This window comes from Komagataeibacter sp. NFXK3 (assembly GCF_054182245.1).
Genome location: NZ_JAPIVJ010000002.1, coordinates 102,557 through 119,322, shown reverse-complemented (window position 1 = coordinate 119,322; position 16,766 = coordinate 102,557). Strand labels below are relative to the sequence as shown.

At 62.8% G+C, this 16,766-nt stretch carries 13 protein-coding genes; 3 read left to right on the top strand and 10 right to left on the bottom strand.

The annotated features are described in order from the left end of the window. Positions 1-207 precede the first annotated feature (207 nt). A complete protein-coding gene (locus OQZ28_RS02700; protein WP_458135080.1) occupies positions 208-1,461 on the top strand; it encodes a restriction endonuclease in 1,254 nt (417 codons plus the stop codon). Positions 1,462-1,473: 12 nt separating this feature from the next. Here the strand turns inward: OQZ28_RS02700 and OQZ28_RS02695 are convergent, their stop codons facing one another. Next, positions 1,474-2,346: a hypothetical protein gene (locus OQZ28_RS02695; protein WP_342633697.1), complete on the bottom strand. Its 873-nt coding sequence runs from the start codon at positions 2,344-2,346 to the stop codon at positions 1,474-1,476. Between the two features lie 397 nt (positions 2,347-2,743). Here OQZ28_RS02695 and OQZ28_RS02690 point away from each other — a divergent pair, with 397 nt between their 5' ends. Both OQZ28_RS02690 and OQZ28_RS02685 read left to right on the top strand, forming a co-directional pair. Next, complete coding sequence (locus tag OQZ28_RS02690; RefSeq protein ID WP_130730382.1) at positions 2,744-4,198, top strand: amino acid permease; 1,455 nt, start codon at positions 2,744-2,746, stop codon at positions 4,196-4,198. A gap of 183 nt (positions 4,199-4,381) precedes the next feature. Continuing rightward, positions 4,382-5,524, top strand: coding sequence for a hypothetical protein (locus OQZ28_RS02685; protein ID WP_458135235.1), 1,143 nt, complete (start codon positions 4,382-4,384; stop codon positions 5,522-5,524). A 51-nt stretch (positions 5,525-5,575) separates the two neighbouring features. Here OQZ28_RS02685 and OQZ28_RS02680 read toward each other — a convergent pair whose 3' ends face one another. The 9 genes from OQZ28_RS02680 to rfaE2 form a co-directional block, all read right to left on the bottom strand. Next, on the bottom strand, positions 5,576-6,577 hold the full coding sequence (locus tag OQZ28_RS02680) for an asparaginase (protein WP_458135079.1): 1,002 nt from the start codon (positions 6,575-6,577) through the stop codon (positions 5,576-5,578). A gap of 155 nt (positions 6,578-6,732) precedes the next feature. Beyond that, positions 6,733-8,001: an acyl-CoA dehydrogenase family protein gene (locus OQZ28_RS02675; RefSeq protein WP_130730427.1), complete on the bottom strand. Its 1,269-nt coding sequence runs from the start codon at positions 7,999-8,001 to the stop codon at positions 6,733-6,735. A gap of 141 nt (positions 8,002-8,142) precedes the next feature. Beyond that, the gene (locus OQZ28_RS02670) at positions 8,143-9,369 is read right to left on the bottom strand and encodes an MFS transporter (RefSeq protein ID WP_458135078.1); all 1,227 of its coding nucleotides are present in this window, start codon (positions 9,367-9,369) and stop codon (positions 8,143-8,145) included. Positions 9,370-9,772: 403 nt separating this feature from the next. Further along, positions 9,773-9,904: a hypothetical protein gene (locus tag OQZ28_RS02665; protein WP_257788376.1), complete on the bottom strand. Its 132-nt coding sequence runs from the start codon at positions 9,902-9,904 to the stop codon at positions 9,773-9,775. A gap of 484 nt (positions 9,905-10,388) precedes the next feature. After that, complete coding sequence (locus OQZ28_RS02660) at positions 10,389-12,062, bottom strand: alpha-keto acid decarboxylase family protein (RefSeq protein WP_458135077.1); 1,674 nt, start codon at positions 12,060-12,062, stop codon at positions 10,389-10,391. Between the two features lie 52 nt (positions 12,063-12,114). Next, entirely contained in the window at positions 12,115-13,455 is a 1,341-nt protein-coding gene (locus OQZ28_RS02655; RefSeq protein WP_130730386.1) for a B12-binding domain-containing radical SAM protein, read from the bottom strand. A gap of 347 nt (positions 13,456-13,802) precedes the next feature. Next, positions 13,803-14,078: an immunity protein Imm33 domain-containing protein gene (locus tag OQZ28_RS02650; RefSeq protein WP_458135076.1), complete on the bottom strand. Its 276-nt coding sequence runs from the start codon at positions 14,076-14,078 to the stop codon at positions 13,803-13,805. A 79-nt stretch (positions 14,079-14,157) separates the two neighbouring features. Further along, entirely contained in the window at positions 14,158-15,309 is a 1,152-nt protein-coding gene (locus tag OQZ28_RS02645; RefSeq protein ID WP_458135075.1) for an AGE family epimerase/isomerase, read from the bottom strand. After that, positions 15,302-16,747 carry a D-glycero-beta-D-manno-heptose 1-phosphate adenylyltransferase gene (gene rfaE2 / locus OQZ28_RS02640; RefSeq protein WP_458135074.1) on the bottom strand — a complete coding sequence of 482 codons (1,446 nt, stop codon included), beginning with the start codon at positions 16,745-16,747 and terminating at the stop codon, positions 15,302-15,304. Before rfaE2 ends, OQZ28_RS02645 begins: the two co-directional genes overlap by 8 nt. Positions 16,748-16,766: the final 19 nt, after the last annotated feature.

Here is a 16,766-nt window from a genome sequence, read left to right as displayed (position 1 = left end):
GGGGGCAGATACCCGATAAGCACATGCCACTTTTTTGTCCCACCCTGTTCGGCAGGATGAAGATTCAAACATACAGGACTAAATAAAGCCTGTTTACAAGAACAACCGTATTCTGCATATCGGCATCTGCACGTTAAAACATCTTGATTTGCTGATACCCAGGGTCTGCGCCAGTCATTACACCAGACCGGAAGGATAAAGAGCATCATGCGCATATGGGCGAGTGCCTGCCTGCTCCTGTGGCTGCCTGCCAGCGCCAGCGCCGCGGGCCTGTTCAGCGCGACCCATCCCACCCTTGCCTGTGGGGATGATGCCGCCCTGCGTACCCTGTCCGATGCCACCGAGGTTGCCCGGCACCCCCCCGCCTGGCGCAGGACGCTGATCAGGCAGGGCGACTGCCATGCCGTGACCCCTGATATCAAGTGGGAAAAGATCGCCAACCGCAACGGGCTGCCGCTCATGCGCCGCGTGCCGCCGGTGCCGGGGCTGGCGCCGCAATATTTCATGACCGGTGACATCACGCCCGTTGGCGCGCCCGCCCCTGCGCCGGTTCATGTCGCGCCGCCTCCCCCGCCGCCTGTCGCCGAGATCCCCACCCCTGAAGGCCCGCAGCAGCAGGCCGAGGATGACACGCCCCCCGCCGCCCCGCCGGTTATCGTGCAGAACCGGGAAACGCCGCTGCCCACCGACCTGTTTTTCATGACGCGCGGCTTCCAGAAGCTCGGCTCGCTCATCCTGACGCTGATGCTCATTACCGGCGCCGGGTGGATCATGATGCGGGTGCTGCGCACGGTCTGGATCATGGCGCGGCGGCGCAAGGCCATCAACACCTGCCTGAAACTGGCCGAGCGCCATCGCCCCATGCTCGCGCGCTGGTACCAGCAGGCCGATGATGACAACGCCGCCACCCTGACCCACAGCCGCATGCCATGGAGCACGCATGTGGAACGCTTTACGCGCACCACGCTCCTGCCCGCGCTCGCGCGTGACGGCCAGAGCGCGCTCTGGCCTGCCATCAACAAGACGGTATGCGCGCATCTTACCACGCTTGCGGCCAATACCGCCCGCACGCCCTCCGCCACTGTGCTGACGCCTGGCATTTACCACCCGGACATGAACCAGGCGGAATATGCGGCCTTCTGCTCGCAATGGATTGAGAAAGCGGGATGGGAAATCCGCCCCCCGGTGGCCACCGGCCTGGGCTCGGTCATCCATTGCAACCGCAACGGGCTGAAAATGCTGGTGCATTGCTGGATCGACCGCAAGCCCGTGCATGATGACGTGATCTGGCAGGGCATAAAGGAAAAGACTGAAAGCCGCGCCGATATTGGCGCCATCGTCTCCAACGCGCCCTACACGCAGGAAGCCCTGCTGCTGGGCAAGAAGCACCGTGTCTTCCTGCTGCATCATGAAGATGTCTATAAATTCGTCTCGGGCATTGAAGTGCCCGATGTGGCCTGAACGCCCTGCGGCCTAATCGCGTGCCTGGCGGGCCGCAAGCGCATTGAAGCACAGCGCCACGCCATCCGCCTGGGCGGGGTTGGCATCGAAAAAGATCGTATCATCCGCCCGCTTCTGCCCGGTAATGCGGGCGGCGCAATAATCGAACACCGCCCTGCTGTCATGCCCGCGCGCGCAGTTGAGCAGGCCGGCAAAGCTGACATAACCCGCATGCTCGCGCCGCCCCGTAACATAGGCCGCGCACTGCCTGAGCACGGGCGGCGCGATCTGGCGCGCCATGATGGCGGCATAGGCTGATTCCTCGCGCGCGGTGCAGGTGGCCTGCGTGTCATGCGCGTGATGGCGGGCGCAGTACTGCGCCACCGCCCCATGCAGGTAGCCGCTCTCGGCCGGGCTATGCGCCCAGACCGTATCGGTGGCGCGGGTGTAATGAAAGACGGCAGCGCTGCGCCCTGCGCCAATCGCACGGAACGGCACCACGCGCGAGCTGCAGTACAGCGTCATGTCATAATGCGCTTCGTCATCGTCATGGGTGACAAAATCAAGGTAAAGCGGGTTGAGGGGTGCTGCGCACAGCAGGTTCCCCGTCGGTGTGACCGGATTCTGCCCATATTCCACCCGGTAGAGCAGATGCCCCGCCCGGCCGCTGGGATCAAGCGTGACGTCAAGCCGCTCGCCATTGCTCAAATCAATGCTGTTTTCAGACAGGCGCAGCTCGCCCATCTGCGTGGTGGTGGCCGCATCATCGGGGCGCAGCACAAAATACTGCGGCGCATCCTGTGCAAGTTCGCCACCGTCAAAACGCTGGTTGTCGGCATGGGCCGCGACCGGGGCGATGAGAATGCCGAGCAGGCCAGCAATCACGGCGGCGGCGCGGACTCTCACGGGGCCAGATTCCGGTTCGGACATGGTGCAGCGGCTCTCTTTCATGATTAAATATAATGCATTTTCTGCCAAAGCTTTAAAAATGATGTTCATTTTTTAATCATAACGCTTTTATCAAGGCATCTTTGCTTGTCAGCAGTTAACGCGTCTGACAATGTTCGCGACAGAACAACTATTTGATGCTGCATGATATTTCTTTCTGTTTCCTCTCCACCGCACAGGATCCGCCCCCTAGAGGCCGGATCTGTACGGACCAGGCCAAACCATTTTTATCATACAGCAAAACTGCATATTTTTTGTACATGGTTTAGGCCTGCCCCGAACAATGCCACGCCAGACAACCGGCTGGCCCCTCCTTCACCCTCCCATCTGCGATGACCACGGCGGAGACGACAGCATGAGCATACCGGACCACGCGCAGGAAGACAGCACCCCCATTTTGCCGGCAGAAGATGACGAGGGCTATCACAAGGGCCTGGGCAGCCGCCAGATCCAGATGATCGCCGTGGGCGGCGCGATCGGCACGGGCCTGTTCCTTGGCGCGGGCTCGCGGCTTCAGGCGGCCGGACCATCGCTCGCGCTGGTCTATCTTGTGTGTGGCATGTTCTCGTTCCTGATCATGCGCGCACTGGGCGAACTGGTGATGTACCGCCCCACCTGCGGCAGCTTCGTGTCCTACACGCGCGAGTTCCTGGGCGAGAAGGCGGCATTCGTGGCAGGCTGGCTGTCATTCATGAACTGGGCCATGACCGGCATTGTCGATATTACGGCAGTGGCGCTGTACATGCATTTCTGGGGCACGTTCGCTTTCGTGCCGCAATGGGTCTTTGCCCTCATGGCGCTGTGCGTGGTGACAACGCTGAACCTGGTGGGCGTGAAGTGGTTTGGCGAGATCGAGTTCTGGTTCTCGCTCATCAAGATCGTGGCTTTGTGCCTGTTCCTTGTCGTGGGCAGCATCATACTGGGCGTGCGCATGCCCGTGGATGGCCACCAGACCGGCCTGCACCTGATTGCCGATAACGGCGGCATCTTTCCGCACGGGCTGATTGCCAGCCTGCTGCTGGTGCAGGGCGTGGTGTTCGCCTATTCGGGCATAGAACTGATCGGCACCGCGGCGGGGGAGTGCGCGGATGTGCGCACCGTGCTGCCGCGCAGCATCAACAGCGTGATCTGGCGTATCGGCCTGTTCTATGTGCTGTCGGTGGTGCTGCTGGTCAACCTGCTGCCCTGGACCGCCTATCACGGTGGCACCAGCCCGTTTGTTACGTTTTTTGAAGCCCTTGGCGTGCCGGGCGTTGATACGATCATGAACATCGTGGTGCTGACGGCGGCCCTGTCCAGCCTCAACTCGGGGCTGTATTCCACCGGGCGGGTACTGCGCGCCATGGCGCTGGGCGGCGCCGCACCCGAGCCGCTGGCCCGCATGAACGCAAGCGCCGTGCCGGCCAACGGCATCCTGCTTACGGTTGCGGTGTACCTGGTGGGCGTGGTGCTCAATTACATCGTGCCCTCGCAGGTGTTCGAAATCGTGCTGAACATGGCGGCGATCGGCATCATCAGCACATGGGGGTTCATCCTGCTCAGCCAGATCAAGCTGCGCCAGGCGGTACGCAGCGGGCGCATGGCCTCATCCGGTTTTGAAATGCCGGGCGCGCCCTTCACCTCGTGGCTGACACTGGCCTACCTGGCCGGCGTGCTCGTGCTGATGCTGTTTGATTACCCCAATGGCACCTACACCATTGCCAGCATGTCCATCGTGGCCGTGCTGCTGGTGATCGGCTGGAAATGCCTCAACCCCGCGCACCCTGCCCCGCGTGACGGGCAGGAGCCGCCACACATGACCACGCCGTAAAGGAAAACGGCGGGAGAACTGCCATTCCCCCGCCGTCTCACCGGTCTGTCAGCCTGAGGAGCCCTGTCGTGATGTCCTGATCCCTTCCCTGCGACTGCAGTTTGTATAGCAGGCACCCGAACACTTACCCCCCATAAGACCCGGCATGCACTGCCATGCATGCAGGGACGCCCTGAGCAGGAAATGGCCGCAACCATGATTTCCCTGACACGTACCCACGCCGCAAGGCCGGGCACCACATCCCCTACCCGCGCCCTGACAGCACGGGAAAAAGACGCTGGTCGCCCCTATGGAAGAGCATCATACATTCCGCTACCGGAATCAATATTATTCGTTGCGATTCCATTCCTTATTGCTTTTTCCAGCTTTTCATCCGCGCAGGCAGCAGGCACGGGCAATGGCACGGCGGCGGGCTCGCAGGGCGTGAACGAGCATTACACCCAGTGGTACACCGGCTCGCTCGTCTCCCCCTCCGGCGCGCTGACCAAGAAGGGCGTGTTTGCGTGGGAGCCGTATTTTGCCTACAGCCAGCCGGTGGGCAACCTTGATAGCGTGGGCCGTGCGGCGCCCATAAAAGACAGGGCCCACATGGTCTCGAGCTTTACGCTTTACAAATATTCCATCACCAATTCGATCAGCCTGCAGATGACGCCCACCATCAGTTACGGCTGGCGGCATGGCGGCTATGGCGGCACGACAAGTGGCGCGAAAATGGGCGACCTGCCGGTGGATGTGATGTGGCGCTACCTTGATGCCGACCCAAAGCGCTACATCCCGGCACTCAGCCTGTTCGTGGGCGTGGCCTTTCCTTCCGGGGATTATACAAAACTGGGCCGCGCGGAAGATGGCGTGGGCACCGGCACCTACACCTTCCGCGTGGCACTGACGGAGCAGTCAACCTACACCCTGCCCGGCCACCATGAACTGCGGCTGCGTACATGGGGCACCTTTCGCCGCGCGCTGACGCAGGCGCATATTGCCGATATCAGCAGTTACGGCACCTCGGCGGGGTTTCGGGGGCTTGCGCATCCGGGCATGTATGGCGAGAGCGGCTTCTCGCTGGAATATGGCGTAAACCAGAAATGGGTCATCGCCATGGATCTGGCACGCGACTGGGCCAATGGCGCGCGGGTGCGTGGCTATAACGCACAGGGCAAATACCAGGACATACTGGGGCAGGCCTCGGGTGACTGGGTGATCGCCCCTGCGGTGGAATATAACTGGTCGCCGCGCTTTGGCATCATTGCCGGTGTTACCGCCATCTTTGCGGGCCATAACACCGGGCAGGTCATCTCGCCGCAATTTGCTTTCAACAGCGTGTTCTGACGACGGCCGGGAATGCTTTTTTAAAAGGCTTTGTCCATAAATGGTCCCGGATCAGGGCCGGTCGAACAACGCCTGGATGGCATCGGTATCCGCGCCAGTCATGAGCGCAAGGGCCAGCAGGATGCGCGCCTGCCGGGGGCGCATGTGGCCCGCGGCAAGCAGGCCGCGCTGGCACAGTTCCTGACGCCGCACCACGCCGCCACAATACCCGCTGCTGGCCTGCACCACCACAATGCCCGCCGCCACGGCCTCATCAAGGGCAGCGTTCTCGGCGGGCGTGCACATGCCGGGCAGCATGCCTGCCGCGATGAGGCCACGCGCACCGGCGCGCATAAAGGCGCGTATGCCCACGCCATCGGCGCCTGCATGGCTGTAGGTTATGTCAACGCGCGGAATTTCGCCGCCCGCGCCATAAGCGGGTGGCCAGCCCACATGCCGGCGGTAGCCGCTTGCGCGCCCAAAGAAGACCCGGTTGGCCTCGATCATGCCGAGTGGGCCGAAATCGGGCGAGCGGAAGGTTTCAAGCTGGTACGTGGAAGCCTTGGTCACTTCCTGGGCGGCATGGATCTCGTTATTGGCCACCACCAGCACGCCGCGACCGGCCGCCTGTGGAGCTGATGCCACCAGCAGGGCGGCATACAGGTTGGCCGGGCCATCGGCGCTGATGGCGCTCGCCGGACGCTGCGCGCCCACCACCACCACCGGACAGGGCACATCGAGCACGAGATCGAGGAAGCAGGCGCCCTCCTCCAGCGAGGACGTGCCATGGGTCACGACCACGCCGCTCAAATCAGGCTGGCTTGCAACCGTGTGGTTGATGACGCTGGCCAGTTCAAACCAACGGGGCAGGGTCATTTCCACGCTGTCGCAACTGGAAAAAGGAATGCCCCGCACTGCAAAGCGCGCCCGCACAGCCTCGGGCAGGGCCGCAAGCAGGTCGGCCCCGCCAAGACTTGTGCCGATCTCGGCATAATCGACCGTATCGCGCGGGTCCATCGCCTGGCGGGCAATGGTGCCGCCGGTTGATATGATGGCTATGACGGGTCGCTGCATTCCGCTCTACCTTCTGGTTCAGGCACACTCAGGCGCGATCAATCACGCAGGCGGGTCGCCTGTCAAACCCGTAAATCAAAGTTTCGGGGTGCTTCTTTTTTTGAAAAAATCAGTATCTTTCAAAGCTTTTTAAAAAAATCTTCACCAAAAACTTTTTACTGATATGGCCCCGGCTCCGGCACCCAGCCCGTCAGCAGGTTGCGGCCGATTTCAGCATTTTTCCAGTCCACGGGGTCATGTAGCGACAGGGTGCGGGCATCGCGCCAGTAACGGTCCAGCCCTTGGGCTGCATCCGTGCCCCGCGCGCCTGCCGCAGCGGGCGCATCGCTGGCCGCACGCAGGGCCGCGCGCGTGGCGACCGAACGCGCAGCACTTGCCGCCATGGCTACCGTGGCGCGGGGCACTTCGCCCTGCTCATGCTGGTCAAGCAGGCGGCCCGCCTGCGCCACGCTGCACCAGGCACCGGACAGGTCGGCCCCGATCTCGCCCAGCAGGCGGCGCACATAGGGGTCCTGGTCCGCGCTTTCCACCCCTGCCGCCCCCCACGGGCGCGCGTGTTGCGGCACAAAGGCACAGACCGCGCGCAACGCGCCAATGCCGATACCGGTCAGGATGGCGCTGAAACCGGCCTGAAAGCGCAGGGCGACATGCTGCGGCAGGTCGGTATCAGGCGCGAGCGCGTTCCAGAAATCATCAACCACGACATTTTCCAGCGTCACGGTGCCGGAATCGGTCGCGCGCTGGCCCATGCGGTTCCAGTCATGGTGAAAGCGCAGCCCCGCCGCCCCGCGCGGCACGAGGTCCATGCGCACGCCCGCGCGCACGTTCCCCCCCATCTGCTGCGCCCGCAAGGGATCGAAAGAGGACACGGCCACAAGGTCCGCGCCCGAGGCCCCGGTGGCATAGATCTTGCGGCCTGACACGACATGCGTGCCAGCATGACCTGGCCTGGCCAGTGTCTGCATGAAGCTGTCGGCCCTGCGCCCGTTCTCGGCCACGGCCATGCCGAGAATGACGTGCTCATGCACGATGCGGCGCGCCAGCACGGGCCTGAGCGCTGCGGGCGCATAGGCAAATATCTCGCGCACCAGATCGTCATGCACTTTGTAGATCTGGGCGATGGCGGGGTCTGCCACGGCAAGGCGCAGCATGAATTCGAGCGAGAGTTCCTGCGTCACCCCCAAGCCCCCCCAGGCGCAGGGCACGGCAAGGGCCAGCACGCCGGTGGCCTTCAGCGCGGCCATGGCCTGGTGGGGGTAGCCACCCGCGCGGTCACGCTGCGCTGCCGTGGGGGCGATGACCGTGTCGATCACCGCCTGCGCCCGCAGCAGCACGGCACCCACGTCACCCTGCACGGAACGGGCAGGAAACAGGTCACCTAACAGCGGGGGCAGACACGGATCCTGTGCCGATGAAATGCTCATGCGGCACGATAGGAAGGATGGCACGGCGCATCAACCATCCCCTGATTTAAAAAAAACAGACGTTTCCGGGTGTCGCCTTTTTTAAAAAACGATGTTCTTTCAGAGCGTTTTGAAAAAGCTTCACCAAAACTTTTACACCCGTCAGCCACCGGCCTGCCTGCGGGCTGCGGCGCGGATGTCGCTTAGCGACAAAAGCCAGATCACGAAGCCGCCCATGGCCAGGCAACTGCCCACCCAGCCCACGGATTCCCAGCCCAGCCCGGCGCTGATCGCCATGCCGCCCAGCCAGGGGCCAATGGCGTTGGCCATGTTGAAGGCGCTCTGGTTCATCGCTGCCGCCAGCGCCTGGGCATCGACCGCCACACTGAGCAGGCGCGACTGGATGACCGTGCCCAGCCCCCCGCCACAGCCGATCAGGAACACGATGGGCATCATGCCCCACACGGAATGCACCGAACCGGGAAAGCCCGCGAGTGCTGCCGCATTGACCAGAAGTGTTCCGCCAATGGTGGGCATCATCTTGTGGTCGGCCGCCCATGCACAGGTCATGGTGCCAACCGTCATGCCCACGCCAAATACCGCCAGCAGCACGGGTGTCATGTAGGCAGGCGCATGCGTGACCTCCTGCAAGATGGAGGCAAGATAGGTATAGACGCAGAAGATGCCGCCAAAACCTACCACGCCAATGCCCAGCGTCAGCCACACCTGCCGGTTTTTAAGGGCGCGGATCTCGGTCATGGCGCTGGCGTTGGGACGCGGCGGGTCGGTAGGCACGAAGCGCATGATGAGCAGCATGGTGCATAGCGCCAGCCCCGCAATCAGCACGAACGCCCAGCGCCACCCCACCAGCATGCCCAGCCCGTTGGCCATGGGCACGCCGCCAATGGTCGCGATGGTCAGGCCCAGCACCACGCGGGCAACGGCCTGCGTGCGGCGGTTTTCAGGCACGAGGGCGGAGGCGACAATACCAGCCGTGCCAAAATAGGCCCCATGTGGCAACCCGCTGATGAACCGGCACAAAAGCAGGCACAGGTAATTGGGGGCGAGTGCTGTCAGCCCATTACCAATGACATAGAGCACCATCATGCCGATCAGCAGGTATTTACGGCTGCATTTGGCCCCCAGCATGGCAATGAGTGGCGCCCCCACGCATACGCCTGCGGCATAGGCCTCGATGGCGTGGCCCGCCTGCGGCACGGTCACATGCATGCCTGCCGAGATCATGGGCACGAGGCTCATGGCCGCGAATTCAGCCGTGCCGATGGCAAAGCCGCCAAGGGCAAGAATAAAAAAGATCAGGCCGGGGCTGCCAACGTGGCGGATGGGCGCAGGCGCCCCTCCACGGTCATGGATCATTGTCTGTGTCATGCATATGCTCTGGACGAATGGAGTAAAGCGCGCGTGTTGCACGCAACAGGTTGCGCGCCGTTACACCCATGCCGACATGCCGACAAGCCCCGTTGGGCAATGTATTTCCACCCGCGCCCAGGCCATGCGGGCAAAAGGGGCGGTAAACGCCCGCCATGGCATTTTACAAAGCTTTTTGAAAAAATCGTCGCCTGGAACGCGCTGATACTGGTCCCGCGCAGGCAAGCATGACGCCTGTACGTGCAGGCAGGCGCTTCATGATCGCTCAGGCAAAATTCCGGGCACAAAAAAAGACGCCGAAGCGCCTGTCATGGTCATTCTTTTTGGCCTGCTGGCTGCCGGCCATTCCCACATTAGCGTGGGAATTCCGGCGGCAGGGGTGTCAGGACAGAAACCCCACAGCTCAGGCAGCGCGATCGGACACGATGGTAGCGATCATCAGGGCAGCGATCATGGGCAGGAAAGCAACCATGGTCAGGGAGGACATGGCGTCAACGGAGTGGGCAATCATGGTGCTGATGTTTTCAATAAACATGTTTTCAGTTCCTTTGGTGTCGTGTTGGTGAGACGGAAGGAACACCAGAACCAAAATACTGGCAATAAAAAATCTGGAACAGTTGGCGATAACCAGCATACCATTACAGTATCGGCATATTATTATTGTTCAATAAATACGCATAACCTCAAGACCGCCCTGGTCCTTTTGCCGGTGCCCGGAAAAACTGTGCCATGCAAAGCAGCATAATGGCCGCGCGCCTCATTAGAGGGGCACGAGGCCAGATTAAAATCTGTGCAAATGCACAATATTTAATCTTCTATTATCACGATTTCGTGAACTGCCTGGCTATCTGACAGGCCCGATTTTGGGCCCTGCCAGCCCGTTTCAGGCCACTCCAGACGCAGGCCCGAAAAAACTGTCCTGTTTTCAATAGCCTGCGTTACAGCACCCGTCCAGCATAAAAACAGGTCATTTTTGCCCGAAGGCAAAAAAGTGACCTGCCCGCGGGCACCGGCCCCAATCAGCCCTGCTCGGGCAGATCGATTCCATAATCATAGCGCCGCACCGCCTCCCCCATCCTAGCCATGCCCGCCGGGGCATCCATGGGGGTGAACAGCACCTCGATAAAGTTTACGCCCTTATGGGCCGCCGCCTGGTCCAGCGCGGCTTCGAGCTCATCCATGCTGGCCACCCTGAACGCACGCGGCGCCCTGTCCGGGCCAAAGACCTGCGGCAGGTCGGCATAACGCCAGTTGGCAACGTCGTTATAAGCCGATTTCGGGCCAAGGATCATGCGCTCGATGGTGTAGCCACCGTTATTGATGAGAAAGATGGTGATATTCGCCTCATGGCGCAGCAGGGTGGAGAGTTCCTGCACGGTCATCTGAAAGGAGCCATCGCCAATAAACAGCACATGCCGCCGCTCGGGCCGGGCGAGGCACGCGCCAAGGCTGGCAGGCAGAGAATACCCGATCGCAGCCCATACCGGCTGCACCAGCAGGCTGCACCCTGCCGGCAGGCGCGCATGCAGCATGGCCGTCATGGAGGAGCCGTTATCGGCCACCACCACGTCAGCCGGTTGCAGGAAGGTTTCGACCCGGCGCCAGAACGGGGCCTGGGCCCAGCCTTCATCCTGCGGCGCGGGCGCCGTGGGGGTGGCGGGCGCGGCAGTCCGCTCGGGCCGCGCCATGCGCACGCTGGCCAGGCGCTGGTGCACGCTGTCAAGCAGGTCGGCAGCCGTAATGCCCTGAATGTTCTCACCATTACAGTTCAGGCTGAAAGGCTGTACATCCACCATCGCCCCCGGCGCGATCTGCTGCGAGAAATATCCCGATGTGGAGTCAACGAACCGGACCCCCAGCGCAAGCACGCAATCCGCGGCCTTTACGTAATCCGCAACAGCCGGGGCGGAAGCAGCCCCCCCATACTGCCCCAGCCATTCAGGCCCGGATTCAGGCAGCAGCGTGCGCGCGGTGGACAGCGCGGCATAGGGAATGCCGAAGGTCGTGCACAACGCCCGCACGCGTTCGTGCAGGCCATACTGGCGCACCATGGCATCAACCAGCACCACGGGCCTGCGGGCCTGGCTGATGCGCCGGACCACCTGCTCCGCAGCCCGGGCGAGCAGGCCGGGATCGGACACGGCAGCGACCGTGGGCGGCGGCGGCACATCAACCGCAACATAGCAGATATCGGAGGGGAACTGGATATAGACCGGGCGGCGCAGCGCCTGCACGGCCTGCAGCACGCGGTCGGTCTCGGCCACGGCGGTGGCGGGGTTGAGCCGCGCGCAGGCGACCGTGAACTGCCGGTAGCAGTTCAGCACGTTGTCATAATTGCCATCGGCCAGGGTATGGTGCACCAGCGCGCGCGACTGGATGGCATGCCACGGCGGCATGCCTGAAATCACGACCAGCGGCACGCCCTCCGCACTCGCCCCTGCCACGGCGGAGAGGCATGACAGATCGCCCACCCCGTAGGTGACCAGCACGGCCCCGATGCCCGCCAGCCGCGCATCGCCATCCGCCGCATAGGCCGCATTGAGTTCATTGCAGGTGCCGATGAACTCAATGCCCGGCGTGCGCTCGATGAGCTCGAGGAATTCAAGGTTGTAATCACCAGGGACGCCATAGATACGCGAAACACCAAGATGCCGGAGCCGGTCCAGCAGCATACTACCGATTGATCCGCGCATGCCGTCTTTCCCCTATCTGTTGCCACCTCCGCCGAAATTGGCGGGGGCAGGGTCAATAGATATCAAAATCATTGTTTCCGGTGGATGAAAAGGCCATACGGCGTTCCGTCATGTTCAGGATCCATGATGACATGTCCGAGCGCGTGCGCGGGAAGGGCAGGCGATGCACCATGGAGCGCATGCTGTAGAATTTGCGGTACATGCTCTGGATGCGCTGCTCCATCTGCCCCGGCGTGCAGTTCTTGGGCCAGATATGGCAGACTTGGCCGGGCCAGCGGTCGATATCCTCGGGGTCGATGATGCGGCCCGCCTTCTTCATCCGCTCGAACAGGGCCGTGCCCTTGGTTGGGGTCAGGATATTGAAATAGGCCGCAGGCACCTTGTGCGCCTCGAGGAAGGAGAGGGTCGCCTCGTACACATCGGGGTGCTCGTCATCATAGCCGAAGATGAAGTTGAGCGAGTAGCTGATGTCACGCCGGCGCAGGTTGTCGAACATCTCGCCATAGCGGCTGGCCTTGTTCCAGCCCTTCTTCATGCCCTGCAGCATTTCCTCGTCAATACTCTCGATGCCGATATTGACGTGCATGACCCCGCTGCGCCGGGCAAGGTCGAGGAAGTTCGTATCAAGGCACAGGTTGGACGACCACAGCGTGGACCAGCGGATCCTGAGCGGTACCAGCCCTTCCATCAGTTCCATGGCGCGGCTTTTCTTGCCGCCGAAATTGCTCTCGCCAAAGAAGAAGTGGCTGCCCTTGTCCTTGATGCGCTCAAGCTCGGCCACCATCTGGTCGACCGGCCGCCAGCGGAAGCGCCCGCCAAGATAGAACCGCTCAGAGCAGAAATCACACACGAACGGGCACCCGCGCGAGGACTGCACGGCAAAGGTGCGGAAGGGGCCGAACTTCTTCAGGTCCAGCAGGTCGTAGCGCGGGGGCGGCAGGTCATTGAGTTCCTTGAGCGGCGTGGCGCGGTAGATCTTTTGCAGCCGGTCGGCCGCCGCATCCTCGAGCATGGTGCGCCAGATGGGTTCGGCCTCGCCCACGCCCACCGCATCACAATGCTCGGCCGCCTCCTCGGCATAGAAGAACACGTGCGGGCCACCCATGATGACCTTGACCCCGCGCCTGCGGAACTCGGCGGCAATATCGTATGCGCGGGGGGAATGCAGCGTCCAGGCGCTGAGTGCGACCACATCGACCGGCACCTCGAAATTGATGTCCTCCAGCTGCTCGTCAAGCAGGGTGACGGTCCATTCGCGCGGCGTGAGGGCTGCAAGATAGGGCAGGGCCAGCGGCACCATCTGCCGCCGCTTGGTCTTGAAAATGGTCCGGTCGGTCTTGGAACGGTAATGCGATGGCTGGATGATCAGCAGCTTGAGATCTGCCTTGGACATGCTTCAACTCCATGGACCGGGACGTGAAGGAAAATGCTTGATAAATAACTGTCAGGCATATCGTACGGTTTTTGTCCCACATGTCCACCACGCACAGTAAACACGATTATATTCAGGCGCGGCCATATAGAGCATTCATATTTCATATATCAAAAATTTGCATGATTATTTATTGAACAGATTTTTTATTACTTATTTATTATTTATTTTGTTTTTCTTACTACAAACCATAAGGCCGCAACTTCAAACCAGCCACATATCAGGTTTAAGCCTGCTGCATGCCTGCGGCCCCTGCATGCAAACAGGCCCGCTCCTTGCGGAACGGGCCCCTGCAATGTCATGCGATTTCAGGGTGCGCGTTGATCCACAACATCCCCATAACCTTCGGCAATCAGGAATCGCCAGCCGGGCGACAGGCCCCGATAGGGGATGACCAGCGCGCACCAGTTGTCGATGTGGCTGGTATGGAGCGGCACGAAAAAATCGACATCGTCCGAGGTCTCCTCGCCTGCCCATATGTACCAGCCGCCCGTGCCATTTTCAGGTTCAAGGCGCACGCCGTTTATGAGCCGCAGGCTGTCCTGACATTGCAGGCAATGCCCGGCTTCAGGTGCCGGCCACAATCCAGATAGGGCACCTTGAAGCGTGTGCAGGTTTGGGCCTGGATGGCCTCATAAGGGTGAACCGCCATGGCGGCTCCCTTCAACCGATTTCACGCACGGCGCCATAGATGTGGTACAGCGAGCTCGCGGGCATGTAGCCATCAAGCGGCGTGCCATCCGACCCCAGCCGGTCAAACCAGCCGCCGCGCAACCCGGGCGGCACATAGGCGCGTGCAAAACGGGCGCAGGCCGGGGCCAGCAGGTCCTGTGCCCCGCCATCGCCCCCTGCGGCGCGGCGGGCGAGCTGGCGGATGAATTCGGTCTGCTGCCAGATGCGCGTCGTGGCTTCAAGCGGCGCGCCGTGATCGGTCACCGCATCGCACACGGCCAGCGTGCCAGGGCAGACGCCATGGCGCATGCCAAACGCATGCAACCGCGCCGAGGCATGCATGAAGGGCGAGTCCGCCCCCTCCCCCGCAAGGCGTGCATATTCCGCCAGCAGCCAGGCCCATTCAAACACATGGCCCGGCTCGGTCCGGTTCTGCCCCGGCGGCGCGCTCGGCTGCCACAGCGGCGTGAACAGTTCGCCCACGGCACCCCCGGGCAGCATGAAATGCCGCATGCCCAGCACCGCAAGGGCGCGGGCGTGATCGAGGTACATTTCCCCGCCGCCCACCTCGGCCAGCGCGAGGAAAGCTTCAAGCAGGTGCATGTGCGGGTTCTGGCGGCGAAAGCCATCCTGCCCCGGCACGGTATCAAGATAGCCGCCGGGCTGCGGCGTGCCGAACAGGGTGGTTATTTCATCCACCGTCTGCCGTGCCGTCTCCAGCCACGTCCGCTCGCCCGAAAGCCTGTATGACCACGCGCAGGCATAAAGAATGAAGGCATGGGCATACAGGTCGCGCCGCGTATCGGCCAAGGCGCCATCGGGGCCGAGCGAAAAGACCCAGCCCGGCGCGCCATCCGCCCGCCAGTATTCTTTACGCACCTGCGCCATGCAGGCCAGCGCCGTGGCGCCGGCAGAACTATGGCCATCATCGGCGGCCCGCACATAGGTCGCGATCTGGCGGGCCTGCACCATAAGCCGCAGGGCGGGCGGGTTGCATGGCGCCGCGTCAAAGCCCAGCCGCTCATGAAACAGCTTGCGCACGGGGTCGAACCCCGCCTCGATCCATAACGGCAGGGCGGCCTGCGCCATCCAGTCGCGCAATGCCCCAAAGGGTTGTGCGCCCACGGGCTGCTGCTCACCCATTGGCCGGACCCGCGCCTGCGCGCTGCACCAGCGATGTGGTCGAACGGCCATCAATCAGGTCAATCAGGGCCACGCGGCCGCCATAACCACGCACGAAGGGCGCGCCCACCACCTGCTCTTCCGTATAATCCGCGCCCTTGACCAGCACATCGGGGCGCAGGGCCCTGATGGCCTCGATGGGCGTTTCCTCATCAAACAGCACCACGAGGTCGACATCACGCAGGGCGCCGAGCACGGTAGCCCGGGCCAGTTCATCCTGCACGGGGCGCGACGGTCCCTTGAGGGCTGCCACCGAGCGGTCGGTATTAAGCGCCACCACCAGCCTGTCGCCCTGGCGGGCCGCACCACGCAGCAGGGCGATATGGCCGGGGTGCAACAGGTCGAAACAGCCATTGGTGAACACGATGCGCGCGCCATGGCGCCGCCAGTCCGCCACGATGCGCGTGGCCTCGCCCAGGCTGACAAGGTTGCCGTGGCCCGTGGTTTCCCCGTTAAGGGCATGCTGCAGTTCATGGCGCGAGACCGTGGCCGTGCCGTGCTTGCTGACCGAGATCGCCGCCGCCGTGGTGGCGATGACCACCGCCGTCTCGAGCGGCAGCCCGGCAGAGAGCATGGTGGCGATGGTGGCCACCACCGTATCCCCTGCGCCGCACACATCAAACACCTCCGAGCGCTGGGCCGAGACATGCCGCACGGTGCCTGCCTGCTGCCACAGCGACATGCCCTGCTCGGAGCGCGTGACCAGCACGTCACCGCCAAACTGGCTGCCCGCCACGCGCGCCGCCGCCTCCACCTGCGCATCGGTGTCGGTGGGCAGGAAGGTGGCGCGGCTGATCTCGGCGCGATTGGGCGTAATCAGCGCCGCCCCTGCGTAAATGCCGAATGTCGGGCGCTTGGGGTCCACGATCACGGGCACGCTGGCTGCCGCCGCCCGCGCCATGATGCCCCGTATCACCTCATCGGACAGCACGCCCTTGGCGTAATCCGAACACACCAGCACCCGCGCGCCCGGCAGGGCCGCATCAACGGCGGCGAGCAGGCGGGCATTGGTTTCGGCGCTGAAGGGGGCGAGAATTTCCTCATCAATGCGGATGATCTGCTGCTGCCCGCCAAGGATGCGGGTCTTGGTGATGGTGGTCCATGCGGGGTCGATCACCCATCCGCCCGTGTCGATGCCGGGCCACGCGGCCAGTTTTTCACGCAGGGTGCGGGCCGCGCCATCAGCACCCGCCACCCCGATCAGGCTGACCGGGGCGCCAAGGGCTGCCGCGTTGGCCGCGACATTGGCAGCGCCCCCCGGCGTTGCGTGCTCGCGCGCATGCAGCAGCACGGGCACCGGGGCCTCGGGCGAGATCCGGTTGACCGAGCCGGTAATATAGCGGTCCAGCAGAAGATCACCCACGACAATAATCCGGCCGGGTGTGAGTGTATCAATCATCCATGATCCATCAGGACAG

Bases quoted from the DNA above. Each gene is read 5' to 3' on its own strand.
- OQZ28_RS02700 (WP_458135080.1), top strand. From the start codon at position 208: ATGCGCATATGGGCGAGTGCCTGCCTGCTCCTGTGGCTGCCTGCCAGC.
- OQZ28_RS02690 (WP_130730382.1), top strand. From the start codon at position 2,744: ATGAGCATACCGGACCACGCGCAGGAAGACAGCACCCCCATTTTGCCG.
- OQZ28_RS02685 (WP_458135235.1), top strand. From the start codon at position 4,382: ATGGCCGCAACCATGATTTCCCTGACACGTACCCACGCCGCAAGGCCG.
- OQZ28_RS02680 (WP_458135079.1), bottom strand. From the start codon at position 6,577: ATGCAGCGACCCGTCATAGCCATCATATCAACCGGCGGCACCATTGCC.
- OQZ28_RS02675 (WP_130730427.1), bottom strand. From the start codon at position 8,001: ATGAGCATTTCATCGGCACAGGATCCGTGTCTGCCCCCGCTGTTAGGT.
- OQZ28_RS02670 (WP_458135078.1), bottom strand. From the start codon at position 9,369: ATGACACAGACAATGATCCATGACCGTGGAGGGGCGCCTGCGCCCATC.
- OQZ28_RS02665 (WP_257788376.1), bottom strand. From the start codon at position 9,904: ATGTTTATTGAAAACATCAGCACCATGATTGCCCACTCCGTTGACGCC.
- OQZ28_RS02660 (WP_458135077.1), bottom strand. From the start codon at position 12,062: ATGCGCGGATCAATCGGTAGTATGCTGCTGGACCGGCTCCGGCATCTT.
- OQZ28_RS02655 (WP_130730386.1), bottom strand. From the start codon at position 13,455: ATGTCCAAGGCAGATCTCAAGCTGCTGATCATCCAGCCATCGCATTAC.
- OQZ28_RS02645 (WP_458135075.1), bottom strand. From the start codon at position 15,309: ATGGGTGAGCAGCAGCCCGTGGGCGCACAACCCTTTGGGGCATTGCGC.
- rfaE2 (WP_458135074.1), bottom strand. From the start codon at position 16,747: ATGATTGATACACTCACACCCGGCCGGATTATTGTCGTGGGTGATCTT.